Genomic DNA, 14,124 nt, shown 5'->3' on the forward strand with positions numbered 1-14,124 from the left:
GGTTCTCCTCGGGGGCGTTGTCAGCGCTGGTCCTACAGCGTTTTTCGCCTCTTCCTTTTCTGTTTAAGTCCTTGTTATCTCGAAACAAAATACCTTGTTCGAGGCATATTTACGTGCCCGCGACTGGGTTAGGATCGCGCCCCGGATTTGACTAGGCCACAGGGGGATTCATGATCAAAAGGTATGGTTCGGCATTGCTGATGGGGGCGGTTGCGCTGATGCAAGGCGCTCTGCTGCAGGCAGGCGCCATCGACGATGCCGTACGACGTGGTGTGCTTAAAGTCGGCACCACGCCCACTTATGTCCCTTTTGAAATGACTGATCGGCAGGGACACATCGTCGGCTTTGAAATCGACTTGCTCAGGGTAATGAGCCAGGCCCTGGGGGTGGAGCTTGAACTGGTGGCGGTGCCCTATACCGAGCTGTTACCGGGGCTGCTGGCAAAAAAATTCGACGTGATAGGCAGCGGCATGACCGTTACCCAGGAACGCAACATCAAGCTGAATTTCAGCGACTCCTTTATCGTGGTGGGCCAGACCGTGCTGCTGCACTCCCGATTGCTCGGCAAGGTCACCAGCGTCGAAGACCTTGACGATGCCAGTTACACGATTGCTACCACCGAAGGCACCACCGGCGAGGCTGCGGCGCGGCGGTTCCTGGGGGCGGCACGGCTGAACAGCTTTGCCACGCCGGAGGAGGGTGTTCGTCAGGTGGTCGAAGGCAAGGCCGATGCCTTTATCCATGATGCGCCCTACAACCTGATCGCCATGAGCCGTCCGGAGAACAGCGCGCTGCTGGCGCTGGAGCAACCGTTCACCTTTGAACCGCTGGCGTTTGGTTTGAAAAAAGGCGATTTCGACAGCCTCAACTGGATCAACCATTTCCTCAACCAGGTGGCTCAGGACGGCACCTACGATCGGCTGCATGACAAGTGGTTCAAGGACACCGGCTGGCTGGCGGAAATCGACTGAGCGTCATAACTGCTTACACATCAAGCCGTTGCCGGTTCAGGTTGCGCACCTGTCTACCCCCTGCGCCTGGTCGCCGCGCTGTGAGGTTTTTCCGACATACGCCGATAACAATTGCCTGTGAAACCTTTGTGACGAGCAATGAGTGGGTTAGGATCGCACCCCGAAATGGTGCAGCCCTTCAGCGCGCCGACCTCATAAGAATCGTTCAGGGGACCTGATGATGAAAAAGTATCTTTCGATGCTGCTGCTAGGCGTCACCGCGCTGGTGGCTGCCAATACGGCCCAGGCTGGCGCTATCGATGATGCGGTCAAGCGCGGCACACTGAAAGTCGGCATGGACCCGACCTACATGCCGTTCGAAATGACAAACAAGCGCGGCGACATCATTGGCTTCGAAGTCGACATCCTCAAGGCCATGGCCAAGTCCATGGGCGTCAAGCTGGAACTGGTGTCCACCGGCTACGACGGCATCATCCCGGCCTTCCTCACCGGCAAGTTCGACATGATCGGCAGCGGCATGACCCTGACCCAGGAACGTAACCTGCGCCTGAATTTCAGCGAACCTTTCATCGTTGTCGGCCAGACCCTGCTGATCCGCAAGGAACTGGAAGGCACGATCAAGTCCTACAAAGACCTGAACGACGAAAAATACCGCCTGACCTCCAAGCTCGGCACCACCGGCGAGATGGTCGCCAAAAAGCTGATTTCCAAGGCCAAGTACCACGGCTATGACAACGAGCAGGAAGGCGTGCTGGACGTGGTCAACGGCAAGGCCGATGCCTTTGTGTATGACGCGCCGTACAACGTAGTGGCCGAGAAGAAAGTCGGCAACGGCAAGCTGGTATTCCTCGACGAACCCTTCACCTTCGAACCGTTGGCGTTCGGTTTGAAGAAAGGCGATTACGACAGCCTCAACTTCATCAACAACTTCCTGCACCAGATCAAGAACGACGGCACCTACGATCGCATCCATGACAAGTGGTTCAAGAGCTCCGAGTGGCTCAAGGACATGGAATAAAGCGGGACTGTTTCTATTGTGAGGGGGCTTGATGTGGCGAGCGGGCTTGCCCCGCGTTGGGGCGCGAAGCGGCCCCACTACCATCCGCCTCGGAGTGTATGGAAAACCGCGCTGAGTTTATTGGGGCTGCTGCGCAGCCCAACGCGGGGCAAGCCCGCTCGCCACCTCAAGTGTGCGTGCCACGATTTTTTTGGATGCTGAGTAAATGAAACAGAAAAAAGCCCAATGGCCCTGGCACCTGCTGACCGTGGTCGTGCTGGTCGGCCTGGCGGGCGCCTTGTATTACGCAACCTCGCTGATGTCCTACGAATGGCGCTGGAACCGCGTGCCGCAATACTTCGCCTATCAGGCCGAAGAGGCCCAGCGCGCGGCGGATATCTCCACCGTCATTGAGTTGGTCCGCAAAGGCGATGTTGCCGAAGTGACCCTGCGCAACGACGCAGGCGCCGAACAACGGGTGAGCGTGGCCGACAACAGCCTGCAAGTGGCGCGCGGCGATGATGTGGCCGAAGGCGATGTCATTGGGGTGAACCGCCATTGGGCGTTGGGCCCGCTGATGTGGGGTTTGTGGACCACATTATGGCTGTCGGTGGTGTCCGGCATCCTCGGCCTGGCGATCGGCTTGGCCACAGGGTTGTGCCGCCTGTCCAGCAACCCGACCTTGCGCGATCTGTCGACGATCTACGTCGAACTGGTACGCGGCACGCCGTTGTTGGTGCAGATCTTCATTTTCTATTTCTTTATCGGCACGGTGCTCAACCTGTCGCGCGAATTCGCCGGGATCGCCGCACTGTCGCTGTTCACCGGCGCGTATGTGGCCGAGATCGTCCGCGCGGGTGTGCAATCGATCACCCGTGGCCAGAACGAAGCCGCGCGCTCCCTGGGCCTGAGTGCCAGCCAGTCGATGCGCCACGTGGTGTTGCCGCAGGCCTTCAAGCGCGTGCTGCCGCCCTTGGCCGGGCAATTTATCAGCCTGGTCAAGGACACCTCGCTGGTCTCGGTCATCGCCATCACCGAACTGCTCAAGAGCGGGCGCGAGGTGATCACCACCTCGTTCTCGCCGTTTGAAATCCTGTTCTGCGTCGCAGGCCTGTACCTGCTGATCAACCTGCCGCTGTCGAAAATGGCCAGCCGGCTTGAGCGGAGGCTCGCACAAAGTGATTGAAGTCCGCGATCTGGTAAAAGTCTTCGACACCCGTGGCCATGTGGTTCGCGCGGTGGACCACGTGACCATCCAGGTGGCCAAGGGCGAAGTGTTGGTGGTGATCGGTCCGTCCGGTTCCGGCAAATCCACCTTCCTGCGCTGCCTCAATGGGCTGGAGGAATTCGATTCGGGCTCGGTGAGCATCGATGGCCTGCAACTGGCTGATCCGAAAACCGACGTGAACGCCTATCGCCGTGAAGTCGGCATGGTGTTCCAGCATTTCAACCTGTTTCCCCACATGACCGTGCTGGAGAACCTGTGCCTGGCGCAGAAAGTCGTGCGCAAGCGCGGTAAGCAGGAGCGCGAAACCAAGGCCCTGGCGCTGCTGGAAAAGGTCGGTATTGCGCAGAAGGCCAACGAGTTCCCCTCGCGCTTGTCCGGCGGCCAGCAACAACGGGTGGCGATCGCCCGGGCCCTGGCGATGGAGCCCAAGGTGATGCTGTTCGATGAGCCCACCTCGGCGCTGGACCCGGAAATGGTCGGCGAAGTATTGGACGTGATGAAGACCCTGGCCCTGGAAGGCATGACCATGGTTTGCGTCACTCACGAAATGGGCTTTGCCCGTGAAGTAGCGGATCGCGTGCTGTTCTTCGACCATGGCAAGCTGCTGGAAGACGCGGCGCCGGCCGAGTTCTTCGACGCACCGAAGGACCCGCGCGCCCAGGCGTTCCTGCGCCAGGTGTTGTAAACCTCAGAACCTGAATTTACCGACCATCGTCTGTAGATCCTGGCTCAACCGCTCCAACTGAACACTCGCGGCCGCCGTTTCCTCACTGGCGGCCGTGGTGAGTTCGGACACCTCCCGCACCTTCAATACGCTGCGATTGATCTCCTCGGCCACCGCGCTTTGCTCCTCGGCCGCGGCGGCGATCTGCGGGTTCATTTCCTGGATGACCGACACGGTGCGCGCAATCGCCGCCAGGGCGTCGCCCGCGTCGCGGGTCAGGTCCACGCTGACATCGGTGAGGGCGCAACTGCCGTCCATTATGTCCGCCACTTGCTGAGTGCCGTTGTGCAAGCCCAGGATCAAGCCTTCGATCTCTTCAGCCGATTCCTGCGTGCGCTGTGCCAGGCTGCGTACTTCGTCGGCGACCACCGCGAACCCTTCACCGGCACTGCCCGCCCGCGCCGCCTCAATGGCGGCGTTGAGGGCCAGCAGGTTGGTCTGTTGCGACACCGACTTGATCACCTCCAGCACGCCGCCGATTTTCTGGCTTTCGTGCCGCAGAGCCAGCATTGCCTGGCTGGAACGCGCCATTTCGTGGGCCAGGTGGCCGATGTGCTCGACGGCTTGGGTGACCACCTGATCGCCGGTGCTGGCTTGCTGGTCGGCCTCCGCCGCCGCGATCGAGGCCTGTTCGGCGTGCTGGGCCACCGCATGGGCGGTGGCGAGCATTTCGTTCATCGCCGTGGCGACCTGGTCGGTTTCTTCTTTCTGATGCATCACCCCGGTGCGTGCCTGCTCGGTGATGGCCGACAGTTGCGTGGCGGCGCTGGCGATCTGCCGTGCGCTGTCGTCGATGCCACTGATCAACTTGCGCAGGTTGCGGGTCATGGCGCCGATACTGTGCTGTAACTGGCCCACCTCATCGCGGCGCTCCACCTGGATATCCTGGCTCAGGTCGCCCTTGGCGACGCGCTCGGCGCAGGCCAGGGCCTGGCGCAGTGGCACGGCAATCTGCCGGGCAATCCACCACGCCGCCAGTGCGCCGAACAGCAGGGCGGCCAGGCTGACACTGACCAGCAGGGTGCGAGTCTGACTGGCCTCGCGGTCACGCTTGAACGTGTGCGCCTGGCTCAACAGGTCGCTTTGCGCCAGCAGTTGATCGAGCTGGTGTTCGAAGCGGTTCTGTACGGTCTCGGTGTCGAGCTGGGCCTGCGTGAGCTTGGCCAGTTGTTTGCGATAGTTGGCCAGCTCGGCGTTGAGCGGGGCCGTGTCCACCGGCAGGGCCACGACGGCCGCCTGTGCTTGCTCCAGTGCGGCGAGTGCCGTGCCCGCCGTTTCGGCATAGGCCTCGAGCGAGGCCGCGGCCCAGGCGGGGCTCTGGGCGCCATCGTCGGCCTGCTCCATCGCCTGGCGCAGGTTCTCGATCGCCTCCAGGGCAGCCTGGTCGTCCTGGTCGGGCAGCTCACTGGCAAGCTGCGCCAGGCTGTCGCCGGTCTGAAGTGCCATGTTCTTGAGGGGCGCGCGGGCGTTTTCACGACCGTCGATCAGCGCTGGCAGCTCGGCGAGTGACCCCTTGAGCCTTGCCACCAGACGCGTAGCTTCCTGAAGGCGCGGCCGGTCGTCGAGGTCGTTCATGCGGTAGGCGAAGTCGGCCACTTGCTGCTCGATTTTTTCAATGTGCGCAGTCACTTTGCCCAGGCTGGCCTGATCGTTCAGGGTGCGATAGACAATGCGATCAGCGCGCAGGGCCTCGGTATCAAGGGCCAGTTGCAGCAGGGCGGTCAGGTTGTTGGAGCGGGAAAGCACGGCATTGAGGGCCTGCCAGCCCGTCACGGCAATGGCGAGGCTGAGCATCAGCACCAGGCCAAAACCCAGGGCCAGCTTGAGGCGGACGCTGGCGTTGATCAGCAAGCGGGTCAGTCGAGGAAACATGGTGAACCTCCCAATCTGAAAATGCGCTTCGCAACAGCTGAAACGCTAAGTCGATTCGGAGTAGTGCGGGGCTGATAACTGCGTAGGAAATTTCACAAGTTGCCGCGTGGCGACGGCCTCGATTGGCCGCCGCGCAGGGGCGCTCAGATGCGGAAGCGGCCGACGAGGGTTTGCAGATAGATGCCCAGGCGCGCCAATTCGGCGCTGGACGCGGCGGTTTCTTCGCTGGCCGAAGAGGTTTGCTCCGACACGTCGCGCACGTTGAGCACGCTGCGGTTGATCTCTTCAGCCACGGCGCTTTGCTGCTCGGCGGCGGTGGCGATCTGCGAGTTCATTGCCTGGATGGTCGAGACCGTGCGCGTGATGTTGGCCAACGCGCTGCCGGCGCGGCGGGTCAGCTCGACGCTGCTGTCGGTCAGGCCACGGCTGTTGTCCATGATGGTTGCTACCTGCTGGGTGCCGCTTTGCAGGCCGACGATCAGTTCTTCGATCTCTTCGGTGGACTTCTGGGTGCGCTGGGCCAGGCTGCGCACCTCATCGGCCACCACCGCGAAGCCACGCCCGGCTTCACCGGCGCGCGCGGCTTCAATCGCGGCGTTGAGGGCCAGCAGGTTGGTTTGCTGGGCCACGGACTTGATTACATCGAGCACGCTGCCGATCTTGTCGCTTTCGCGCTTGAGGTGGCCCATGGCTTCGGTGGAATGGCCGACTTCGGTGGCCAGGCGTTCGATCTGGGCGATGGCTTCGCCCACCACTTTGTCGCCTTCACGGGCCTGTTGGTCGGCGGCCACGGCGGCTTCGGAGGCTTCCTCGGCATTGCGCGCCACTTCCTGTACGGTCGCGGCCATCTCGTTCATGGCGGTGGCCACTTGGTCGGTCTCGACCTTCTGGCTGTTGACCCCGGCGCTGGTCTGTTCGGTCACGGACGACAGTTGCTCGGCCGCGCTGGCAATCTGCGTGACCCCTTCGCTGATGCCACCGATCAGCTCGCGCAGGCCGACGGTCATGCTTTGCATGGCGCGTTGCAGTTGGCCCAGTTCGTCCTGGCGCAAGGAGATCAGGTTGTGGCTCAGATCGCCCGACGCCACGCGCTCGGCAACCTGAAGCGTCTGGTTCAACGGGATGATGATCTGGCGGGTGATGGCCCAGGCGGCGACCAGGCCGAAGATCAGCGCCAGTACGGCGGCCAGCAACAGGAAATACTTGGCCTGCGCGGCATCGGTGTCGCGTACCACGGTCTGCGAAACGGTCAGTTTGTCACTGTGCTCCAGCAGGATATCGCCTTGGGCGGCCATGGTTTTCAGCGCTGCGGCACTGGCCACTTGGGAGTCGCGGTATTGGCTGACAGCGGCGCGGTAGGCCTGCAGCGAAACGCTGGCCTGCTGCAGGTTGGTCGCATATTGATCAGGTAATTGCGCGGTGAGGCTGGTGATTTTCTTCAGGGCATTGTCGATGGCATCCAGGGCGGGCTGTTCGGCTTCGACCTTGCCGCTGTAGGTGTAGCCGCGCACCTGGAAGCGCGCTTGCTGGATCAACTTGCTCAGTTCCACCACGTTGTTGAACTGGGTGACGCTGTCGCCTTGCAGCAGGGATTTTTCAATCTCGTTGATCTTGAGCACCGCATTGTCAGCAGTGTCGCCCAACTTGCTGCGAGCATTTTCACGGCTGGCGCCGGCCTGTGTCATGTCATTGAACGCGCGCTTGTATTGCTCCAAAGCGGCCAACTGCCCATCGACCAGGGCCGCGTCGGCGGGTTGTTCGATCAGGGTGCGGGCAGTCTTGAGGCCGTTTTCCAGCTTGCTCTGCAGCTCGTTGACCGCCGCCGGGCCTTGTTCGCCACGGCGCATCTCGTAGTCCAGGCGCGCCAGGCGAAGGTCCTTGGTCAGCCCGTTCAGGCTGGAGATGTAGCCCAGTTTGTCGCCGCGATTGATCACGTCGCCCAGGCCGGTCCAGCCAGTGAAGGTGATCATCAGCGTCAACAGCAATACCAGGCCAAAGCCTACGGCCAGCTTGGTTTTGACGCTGACATTCCCCAGTTTTTCGGCTAACCCACGATACATGTTGCGAACTCCCCTGGAGCAAGGCTTGGACTTGTTCAGGAGTTATCGGCTTGCAGACGGAATTCTGTAGTGACGCTGTACCCCCTCGCTCCTACAGAAGTGACCGGTCAGTTCCCATGCCGAGCGGGGGCACGTGGGCAAGCCCTCTCCCACAGGGGTACAGCGGTGTTGTTAGAAAAGGCGGGCCAGCAGGGCGGTGACGGCCGTTTCGACGCGCAGGATGCGGGCGCCCAATTGCACCGGTTGCAAGCCGGCCTTGGCCAGCAGGTCCACTTCGTAGGGAATCCAGCCGCCTTCCGGGCCAATGGCCAGGGTGACCGGCTCCTCGAGGCCACGAGGGCAGGCCGGATAGTCGCCGGGGTGGCCGATCAGGCCGAGGGTGCCTGCCGTCAGGGCCGGCAGGCGGTCTTCGACGAACGGTTTGAAGCGTTTTTCGATGATGATCTCGGGCAGCATCGTGTCCCGTGCCTGTTCCAGGCCGAGGATCAGTTGCTCGCGAATCGCCTCGGGCTCAAGGAACGGGGTTTGCCAGAAGCTCTTTTCCACCCGGTAACTGTTGACCAGCACCACTTTCGGCACACCCATGGCCGCCACGGTTTGCAACACCCGGCGCAGCATTTTCGGGCGTGGCAAGGCCAGCAGCAGGGTCAGGGGCAGTTTGGCCGGCGGCGGTTGGTCGAAGCTCACTTGCAGCTCGGCTTCGCTGGCTTCCAGGCGCAGCACCTGTGCGTGGCCCATCAGGCCGCCAATACGCCCGACCCGCAGGCTGTCACCCACGGCGGCGCGATGGACGTCCTGCATATGCACCAGGCGCCGATCACGCAGGATCACCCGGTCGGCCGCGATAAAGTCGGCCTCCAACAGCAGCAGCAGGTTCACGGCTGGGTTGCTGGCGGCTGGTCGTCGTCGGCGGGCTGGTCATCCGGGTGTTCGCCACGCTTGCTGATCAAACCGCTGAACAGGATGCCGATCTCGAACAGCATCCACATCGGCACGGCCAGCAGGGTCTGGGAGAAGATGTCCGGCGGGGTCAGGATCATGCCGACCACGAAGCAGCCGATGATCACGTACGGGCGGATCATCTTCAGGTACTGCACGTTGACCACGCCGATCCACACCAGCAGCACCACCGCCACCGGGATTTCGAAGGCCACGCCAAAGGCGAAGAACAGCGTCATCACGAAGTCGAGGTAGCTGGTGATGTCGGTCATCATCTCCACGCCGGCCGGGGTGGCGGCGGCGAAGAACTTGAAGATCAGCGGGAACACCAGGAAGTAGGCGAACGCCATGCCGGTGTAGAACAGCAGGATGCTCGACACCAGCAACGGCACGGCAATGCGCTTCTCGTGCTTGTACAGGCCCGGCGCGATAAAGCCCCAGATCTGGTGCAGGATCACCGGGATCGCCAGGAACAGCGAGACCATCATGGTCAGCTTCAGCGGCGTGAGGAACGGCGACGACACGTCGGTGGCGATCATCGTCGCGCCGGCCGGCAGGTACTGGCGCAGGGGCGTGGAGACGAAGGTATAGATCTGCTGGGTAAAGGCGAACAGCCCGGCAAAGATGATGAAGATGGCCGCTACGCAACGCAGCAGGCGGGTACGCAGCTCGGTGAGGTGCGAGACCAGCGGCATATGCTGGTCGTTTTCCGGTTTATCAGCGCTCATGGGGCTCGCGGCGGCAATGTAGGGTCATGGGGAGCGGGCGACGCAACGGACGTCGGCGCTGGCTCGGTCGGAATGGGCGCGGCAGGCGTGGCGTCGACCGCGGGCGCGATGCTCTGCTCGGGCAGCGGCTCGACGGGTTTGGCCGGCTCCTGCACGGGCGAAAGAATCTTGCGCGCCTCTTGCTCCAACGACAGGATATGTTCGTTGTGCAGTTGCCGGCGGATCTCGTCGGCGCCGATTTCCCGTTCAACTTCCTGTTTGATCGCGTTGAAGCTGCGCTTCAGGCGCCCGATCCACAGGCCGGCGGTGCGTGCGGCGCCGGGCAGGCGTTCGGGCCCCAGCACCAATAGGGCAACCAGGCCGACGAGCAGCAGTTCAGAGAAGCTGATACCAAACATTAGTCAGTGCTCACGAGTCTTTGCGGGTCGGCTCTTCGACTTTCTCAGCCTGCACGTCGAAGGTACGACGCTCGGTGATCGGCTGGGAGGCCTGGGGGTGCACAGGCTGGGCCGGCGGTACTGGGTTGGCGCTGGGTTCCGCCGGCTTTTCATCGTCGTTCATGGCTTTGCGGAAGCCCTTGATCGACTCGCCCACGTCGGTGCCCAGGTTTTTCAGTTTCTTGGTGCCGAACACCAGTACCACCACCACCAGAATGACGATCCAGTGTTTCCAGTCAAAAATGCCCATGCTGCAAATCCTCTAGTCTTAGTTATTCAAGCGGACGGGCGCGAGGCCTTTTCGGCGTGCCCGGACAACCCGAAGCGGCGGTCCAGTTCATCCAGTACGGCCTGCGGATGCTGCCCCAATTGGGCGAGCATGACCAGGCTGTGGAACCACAGGTCGGCGGTTTCGTAGATCACATCGCTGCAATCGCCGCTGATCTGCGCATCCTTGGCGGCGATGATGGTCTCGACGGATTCTTCGCCGAGTTTTTCCAGAATCTTGTTCAGGCCCTTGTGGTACAGGCTGGCGACGTAGGAGCTGTCGGCGTCCGCGCCTTTGCGGTCTTCCAGCACCTGGGCCACGCGGTTCAGGGTATCGCTCATGGTCAGTGTCCTGCGGAATAAATGGCGTGCGGGTCTTTGAGCACCGGTTCGACAACCTTCCACTCGCCGTTCTCGAACACGCGATAGAAGCAGCTGTGACGGCCGGTGTGGCAGGCGATATCGCCGATCTGCTCGACCTTGAGGATCACCACGTCGGCGTCGCAGTCGATGCGCATCTCGTGCAGGATTTGCACGTGCCCGGACTCTTCACCCTTGCGCCACAGTTTGCCACGTGAACGTGACCAGTAAATGGCGCGCTGCTCAGTGGCGGTGAGGCCCAGGGCCTCGCGGTTCATCCAGGCCATCATCAGCACGCGCCCGGTCTTGTAGTCCTGGGCAATGGCCGGCACCAGGCCGTCACTGTCCCACTTGATCTCGTCCAGCCAGTCTTTCATGTTCGGCTCCGGCAATTTGCGACAGTGTATAACCGGATCGGCTATCGACGCACGATCAGATAAACACCCACGGCGACCATGATGCCGGCGGGCCAATGGCCCAGCTGATTCAACGGGCCGCCAATGGCGAGCATGACGCCACCCACCAGATGCGCCGCGCCGAGCAGGCGCAGGAACCAGTCGTCCTTGCGCTTGCGCCACGGCGGTTCCGGGTCCTTGGCGTGGGGTTGGGACATGCGCTCCAACAGGTCGCGGGTCATGTTGGCCAGGTGTGGCAGTTGCTCCATTTGGCTATGCAGGTTACCCAGCATGGCTTTCGGGCTCATCCGCTCGCGCATCCAGCGCTCCAGGAACGGCTGCGCGGTGTTCCACAGGTCGAGGTCCGGGTACAGCTGGCGGCCCAGGCCTTCGATGTTGAGCAGGGTTTTTTGCAGCAGCACCAACTGTGGCTGCACTTCCATATTGAAGCGCCGCGCGGTCTGGAACAGGCGCATCAGCACCTGGCCGAATGAAATATCTTTTAATGGTTTTTCAAAGATCGGCTCGCACACGGTACGAATCGCCGCTTCGAATTCATTGAGCTTGGTCTCTGCCGGCACCCAGCCCGAATCGATGTGCAACTGTGCCACGCGGCGGTAGTCGCGCTTGAAGAAAGCGAACAGGTTGCGCGCCAGGTAGTCCTGGTCTTCCGGGGTGAGACTGCCGACGATGCCGCAGTCGATCGCAATGTACTGCGGGCTCCACGGGTTGACGGTGCTGACGAAGATGTTGCCCGGGTGCATGTCGGCGTGGAAGAAACTGTCGCGGAACACCTGGGTGAAGAAGATCTCCACGCCACGCTCGGCGAGCATTTTCATATCGGTGCGCTGATCGGCCAGGGTCGCGAGGTCGGTGACCTGCACGCCGTAGATGCGCTCCATCACCAGTACTTTCGGGCGGCACCAGTCCCAGTAGACCTGCGGCACATACAGCAACGGTGAACCTTCGAAGTTGCGTTTGAGCTGGCTGGCATTGGCCGCTTCGCGCAGCAGGTCGAGTTCGTCGTAGATGGTTTTTTCGTAGTCGGCGACCACGTCCACCGGGTGCAGCAGGCGTGCATCGGCGCTGAAACGCTCGGCGGCGCGGGCGAGAATGAACAGCCACGCCAGGTCCTGGCCGATGATCGGCTTGAGGCCTGGGCGAATCACCTTGACCACCACTTCTTCGCCAGTCTTGAGCTGCGCCGCGTGGACTTGCGCCACGGAGGCCGAGGCCAGCGGCTCGACGTCGAAGCGGCTGAACACTTCGCTGATCTTCTTGCCCAGTTGTTCCTCGATCAGCTTCATCGATTGCTGCGAGTCGAACGGCGGCACGCGGTCCTGCAACAGCATCAGTTCATCGGCGATATCTTCGGGCAGCAAGTCGCGGCGCGTGGAGAGGATCTGGCCGAACTTGATAAAAATCGGCCCCAGGTCCTGCAGCGCCAGGCGCAGGCGCGCGCCACGGCTCAGCGCCAGCTGTTTGCGCGGGAACCAGCGCCACGGCAGCACATAGCGCACCGCCAGCAGAAACCATGGCAGGGGCAGGGCGAACAGCAGGTCATCGAGGCGGTAGCGGATTACGACGCGCTGGATACGAAACAAACGGCGGACGGCGAGCAGCTTCATGCGTTATCGCTTGGATCAAGGGAACGGCTCAGGCGCTCGAAGCGCGCCTCGAGGCGTTCCAGGTCGATTTTGGCCTTGTCGAGTTCGCGAAAGCGCGCTTGCGCCTCCCGCTGCCCGACCAGGGTGCGCGATTCTTCGCTCAGGTATTCGGCGAGGTTCTGGTTGAGGCTGGCGAACCCTTGCTGGTACCAGCGCGAGCGGCTGCGCAGGTGCCCGCTGATCAACTGGGTGGCGACGGGGCCGATCCAGCGTGACAGCTCGTATTCCCAGTCCAGCTCCAGGTCTTGCAGCACGGCGGCCAGGTCCATCAGCACCGCGCTGTCGCCTTCCAGTTCCACTTCGGCGCTGTGCAGGATGGCGGTCTTGTTGCGGCTCAGGGCCAGGTGCAACAGGCTCGACGCCGGCGCGCGCAGGGTGCAGTCGGCCTCGGCGGCCCAGTGGGCGGCGAGCAACAGGCCCTCATCGCTGGGCAGGATAAACAGCTGCAAGGCGGGGCTTGTGCAGTCGACGGCAATGATCTTGCCGTTCAAGTGCGCCAGCCGCGCCAGGGCGGTGCTGTCCAGGCGCAGCACACGGTTGAGGCCGTGTTCGACGCTGGCAAGCAGGCCTTGGAGCAGCATCAGGGCTTGATGCCGCGGTGCAGGGCGACGATGCCCGAGGTCATGTTGTGGTAGGTCACGCGGTCGAAACCGGCTTCCACCATCATCGACTTCAGGGTTTCCTGGTCGGGGTGCATGCGGATCGATTCGGCCAGGTAGCGATAGCTCTCGGCGTCGTTGGTGATCAGCTTGCCCATCAGCGGCATGAAGGCGAAGGAGTAGGTGTCGTAGACCTTGGACATCAGCGCATTGGTCGGCTTGGAGAATTCCAGCACCAACAGGCGGCCACCCGGCTTGAGTACGCGCAGCATCGAGCGCAGCGCGTCTTCCTTGTGGGTCACGTTGCGCAGGCCGAAGGCGATGGTCACGCAGTCGAAATGGTTGTCGGGGAACGGCAGCTTTTCGGCATCGGCCTGGACGAACTCGATATTGCCGGCCACGCCCTTGTCGAGCAGGCGATCGCGGCCGACCTTGAGCATCGAGCCGTTGATGTCCGCCAGTACCACTTGGCCGGTCGGGCCGACGAGCTTGGAGAACTTGGCCGCCAGGTCGCCCGTGCCGCCGGCGATGTCGAGCACGCGGTTGCCGGTGCGCACCCCCGACAACTCGATGGTGAACCGCTTCCACAGGCGATGCATGCCGCCGGAGAGCACGTCGTTCATCAGGTCGTACTTGGCGGCGACGGAGTGGAACACCTCAGCGACTTTTTCCGCTTTTTGGCTTTCCGGGACGTTCTTGAAGCCGAAGTGAGTGGTGGGTTCGGCATCGCTGCCTTTGCGCTGATCAGTCATATCGCTGTCACCAAAAGAGAATGCGGCACATGATAATCCCCAAGGCCTGCTTTGTCTTGGCAAGGCTGCAGGTAAGATAGGCACCCACCGAGACCTTTTGCCGCATTCAAGGTATTCATAGCCCTATA

At 62.1% G+C, this 14,124-nt stretch carries 15 protein-coding genes and 1 pseudogene; 4 read left to right on the forward strand and 12 right to left on the reverse strand.

What is annotated here, in order from left to right:
* Positions 1 to 170: 170 nt before the first annotated feature.
* From AB4O05_RS06700 to AB4O05_RS06715, 4 genes are all read left to right on the forward strand, one after another.
* Entirely contained in the window at positions 171 to 971 is an 801-nt protein-coding gene (locus AB4O05_RS06700; protein WP_460132088.1) for a transporter substrate-binding domain-containing protein, read from the forward strand.
* A gap of 220 nt (positions 972 to 1,191) precedes the next feature.
* On the forward strand, positions 1,192 to 1,989 hold the full coding sequence (locus AB4O05_RS06705) for a transporter substrate-binding domain-containing protein (protein WP_460132087.1): 798 nt from the start codon (positions 1,192 to 1,194) through the stop codon (positions 1,987 to 1,989).
* Between the two features lie 205 nt (positions 1,990 to 2,194).
* Entirely contained in the window at positions 2,195 to 3,154 is a 960-nt protein-coding gene (locus tag AB4O05_RS06710) for an amino acid ABC transporter permease (RefSeq protein WP_460132085.1), read from the forward strand.
* Positions 3,147 to 3,881, forward strand: a complete 735-nt coding sequence (locus AB4O05_RS06715) for an amino acid ABC transporter ATP-binding protein (protein ID WP_460132083.1) — start codon at positions 3,147 to 3,149, stop codon at positions 3,879 to 3,881. The genes AB4O05_RS06710 and AB4O05_RS06715 overlap by 8 nt, the downstream gene beginning before the upstream one ends.
* A gap of 3 nt (positions 3,882 to 3,884) precedes the next feature.
* Here the strand turns inward: AB4O05_RS06715 and AB4O05_RS06720 are convergent, their stop codons facing one another.
* From AB4O05_RS06720 to ubiE, 12 genes and pseudogenes are all read right to left on the reverse strand, one after another.
* Entirely contained in the window at positions 3,885 to 5,792 is a 1,908-nt protein-coding gene (locus AB4O05_RS06720; RefSeq protein WP_460132082.1) for a methyl-accepting chemotaxis protein, read from the reverse strand.
* Between the two features lie 143 nt (positions 5,793 to 5,935).
* Positions 5,936 to 6,808: a methyl-accepting chemotaxis protein gene (locus tag AB4O05_RS06725; RefSeq protein WP_460164901.1), complete on the reverse strand. Its 873-nt coding sequence runs from the start codon at positions 6,806 to 6,808 to the stop codon at positions 5,936 to 5,938.
* 33 nt (positions 6,809 to 6,841) lie between these two features.
* Positions 6,842 to 7,852 (reverse strand): annotated as a pseudogene (locus tag AB4O05_RS06730) (methyl-accepting chemotaxis protein); the annotation flags it as partial.
* 171 nt (positions 7,853 to 8,023) lie between these two features.
* Positions 8,024 to 8,731 carry a 16S rRNA (uracil(1498)-N(3))-methyltransferase gene (locus AB4O05_RS06735; protein ID WP_460132080.1) on the reverse strand — a complete coding sequence of 236 codons (708 nt, stop codon included), beginning with the start codon at positions 8,729 to 8,731 and terminating at the stop codon, positions 8,024 to 8,026.
* Entirely contained in the window at positions 8,728 to 9,519 is a 792-nt protein-coding gene (gene tatC, locus AB4O05_RS06740) for a twin-arginine translocase subunit TatC (RefSeq protein ID WP_460132079.1), read from the reverse strand. Before tatC ends, AB4O05_RS06735 begins: the two co-directional genes overlap by 4 nt.
* Positions 9,516 to 9,917 carry a Sec-independent protein translocase protein TatB gene (gene tatB, locus AB4O05_RS06745; protein WP_460132077.1) on the reverse strand — a complete coding sequence of 134 codons (402 nt, stop codon included), beginning with the start codon at positions 9,915 to 9,917 and terminating at the stop codon, positions 9,516 to 9,518. The genes tatC and tatB overlap by 4 nt, the downstream gene beginning before the upstream one ends.
* A gap of 10 nt (positions 9,918 to 9,927) precedes the next feature.
* Complete coding sequence (locus AB4O05_RS06750) at positions 9,928 to 10,206, reverse strand: twin-arginine translocase TatA/TatE family subunit (RefSeq protein WP_460132075.1); 279 nt, start codon at positions 10,204 to 10,206, stop codon at positions 9,928 to 9,930.
* Between the two features lie 26 nt (positions 10,207 to 10,232).
* Positions 10,233 to 10,565, reverse strand: a complete 333-nt coding sequence (locus AB4O05_RS06755; RefSeq protein ID WP_003209299.1) for a phosphoribosyl-ATP diphosphatase — start codon at positions 10,563 to 10,565, stop codon at positions 10,233 to 10,235.
* Positions 10,566 to 10,567: 2 nt separating this feature from the next.
* Complete coding sequence (gene hisI, locus AB4O05_RS06760; RefSeq protein WP_460132074.1) at positions 10,568 to 10,960, reverse strand: phosphoribosyl-AMP cyclohydrolase; 393 nt, start codon at positions 10,958 to 10,960, stop codon at positions 10,568 to 10,570.
* A gap of 41 nt (positions 10,961 to 11,001) precedes the next feature.
* Positions 11,002 to 12,606 carry a ubiquinone biosynthesis regulatory protein kinase UbiB gene (gene ubiB / locus AB4O05_RS06765; RefSeq protein WP_460132072.1) on the reverse strand — a complete coding sequence of 535 codons (1,605 nt, stop codon included), beginning with the start codon at positions 12,604 to 12,606 and terminating at the stop codon, positions 11,002 to 11,004.
* Entirely contained in the window at positions 12,603 to 13,226 is a 624-nt protein-coding gene (locus AB4O05_RS06770; RefSeq protein WP_460132070.1) for a ubiquinone biosynthesis accessory factor UbiJ, read from the reverse strand. Before AB4O05_RS06770 ends, ubiB begins: the two co-directional genes overlap by 4 nt.
* On the reverse strand, positions 13,226 to 13,996 hold the full coding sequence (gene ubiE, locus AB4O05_RS06775) for a bifunctional demethylmenaquinone methyltransferase/2-methoxy-6-polyprenyl-1,4-benzoquinol methylase UbiE (protein ID WP_010563184.1): 771 nt from the start codon (positions 13,994 to 13,996) through the stop codon (positions 13,226 to 13,228). The genes AB4O05_RS06770 and ubiE overlap by 1 nt, the downstream gene beginning before the upstream one ends.
* Between the last annotated feature and the right edge of the window lie 128 nt (positions 13,997 to 14,124).

It is taken from the genome of Pseudomonas sp. S1_G07, from assembly GCF_054668565.1.

Excerpts from the sequence above, each read along its gene's own strand:
- AB4O05_RS06700 (WP_460132088.1), top strand. The coding sequence starts at position 171 with ATGATCAAAAGGTATGGTTCGGCATTGCTGATGGGGGCGGTTGCGCTG.
- AB4O05_RS06705 (WP_460132087.1), top strand. The coding sequence starts at position 1,192 with ATGAAAAAGTATCTTTCGATGCTGCTGCTAGGCGTCACCGCGCTGGTG.
- AB4O05_RS06710 (WP_460132085.1), top strand. The coding sequence starts at position 2,195 with ATGAAACAGAAAAAAGCCCAATGGCCCTGGCACCTGCTGACCGTGGTC.
- AB4O05_RS06720 (WP_460132082.1), bottom strand. The coding sequence starts at position 5,792 with ATGTTTCCTCGACTGACCCGCTTGCTGATCAACGCCAGCGTCCGCCTC.
- AB4O05_RS06725 (WP_460164901.1), bottom strand. The coding sequence starts at position 6,808 with ATGCAAAGCATGACCGTCGGCCTGCGCGAGCTGATCGGTGGCATCAGC.
- tatC (WP_460132079.1), bottom strand. The coding sequence starts at position 9,519 with ATGAGCGCTGATAAACCGGAAAACGACCAGCATATGCCGCTGGTCTCG.
- tatB (WP_460132077.1), bottom strand. The coding sequence starts at position 9,917 with ATGTTTGGTATCAGCTTCTCTGAACTGCTGCTCGTCGGCCTGGTTGCC.
- AB4O05_RS06750 (WP_460132075.1), bottom strand. The coding sequence starts at position 10,206 with ATGGGCATTTTTGACTGGAAACACTGGATCGTCATTCTGGTGGTGGTG.
- AB4O05_RS06755 (WP_003209299.1), bottom strand. The coding sequence starts at position 10,565 with ATGAGCGATACCCTGAACCGCGTGGCCCAGGTGCTGGAAGACCGCAAA.
- hisI (WP_460132074.1), bottom strand. The coding sequence starts at position 10,960 with ATGAAAGACTGGCTGGACGAGATCAAGTGGGACAGTGACGGCCTGGTG.
- ubiB (WP_460132072.1), bottom strand. The coding sequence starts at position 12,606 with ATGAAGCTGCTCGCCGTCCGCCGTTTGTTTCGTATCCAGCGCGTCGTA.
- AB4O05_RS06770 (WP_460132070.1), bottom strand. The coding sequence starts at position 13,226 with ATGCTGCTCCAAGGCCTGCTTGCCAGCGTCGAACACGGCCTCAACCGT.
- ubiE (WP_010563184.1), bottom strand. The coding sequence starts at position 13,996 with ATGACTGATCAGCGCAAAGGCAGCGATGCCGAACCCACCACTCACTTC.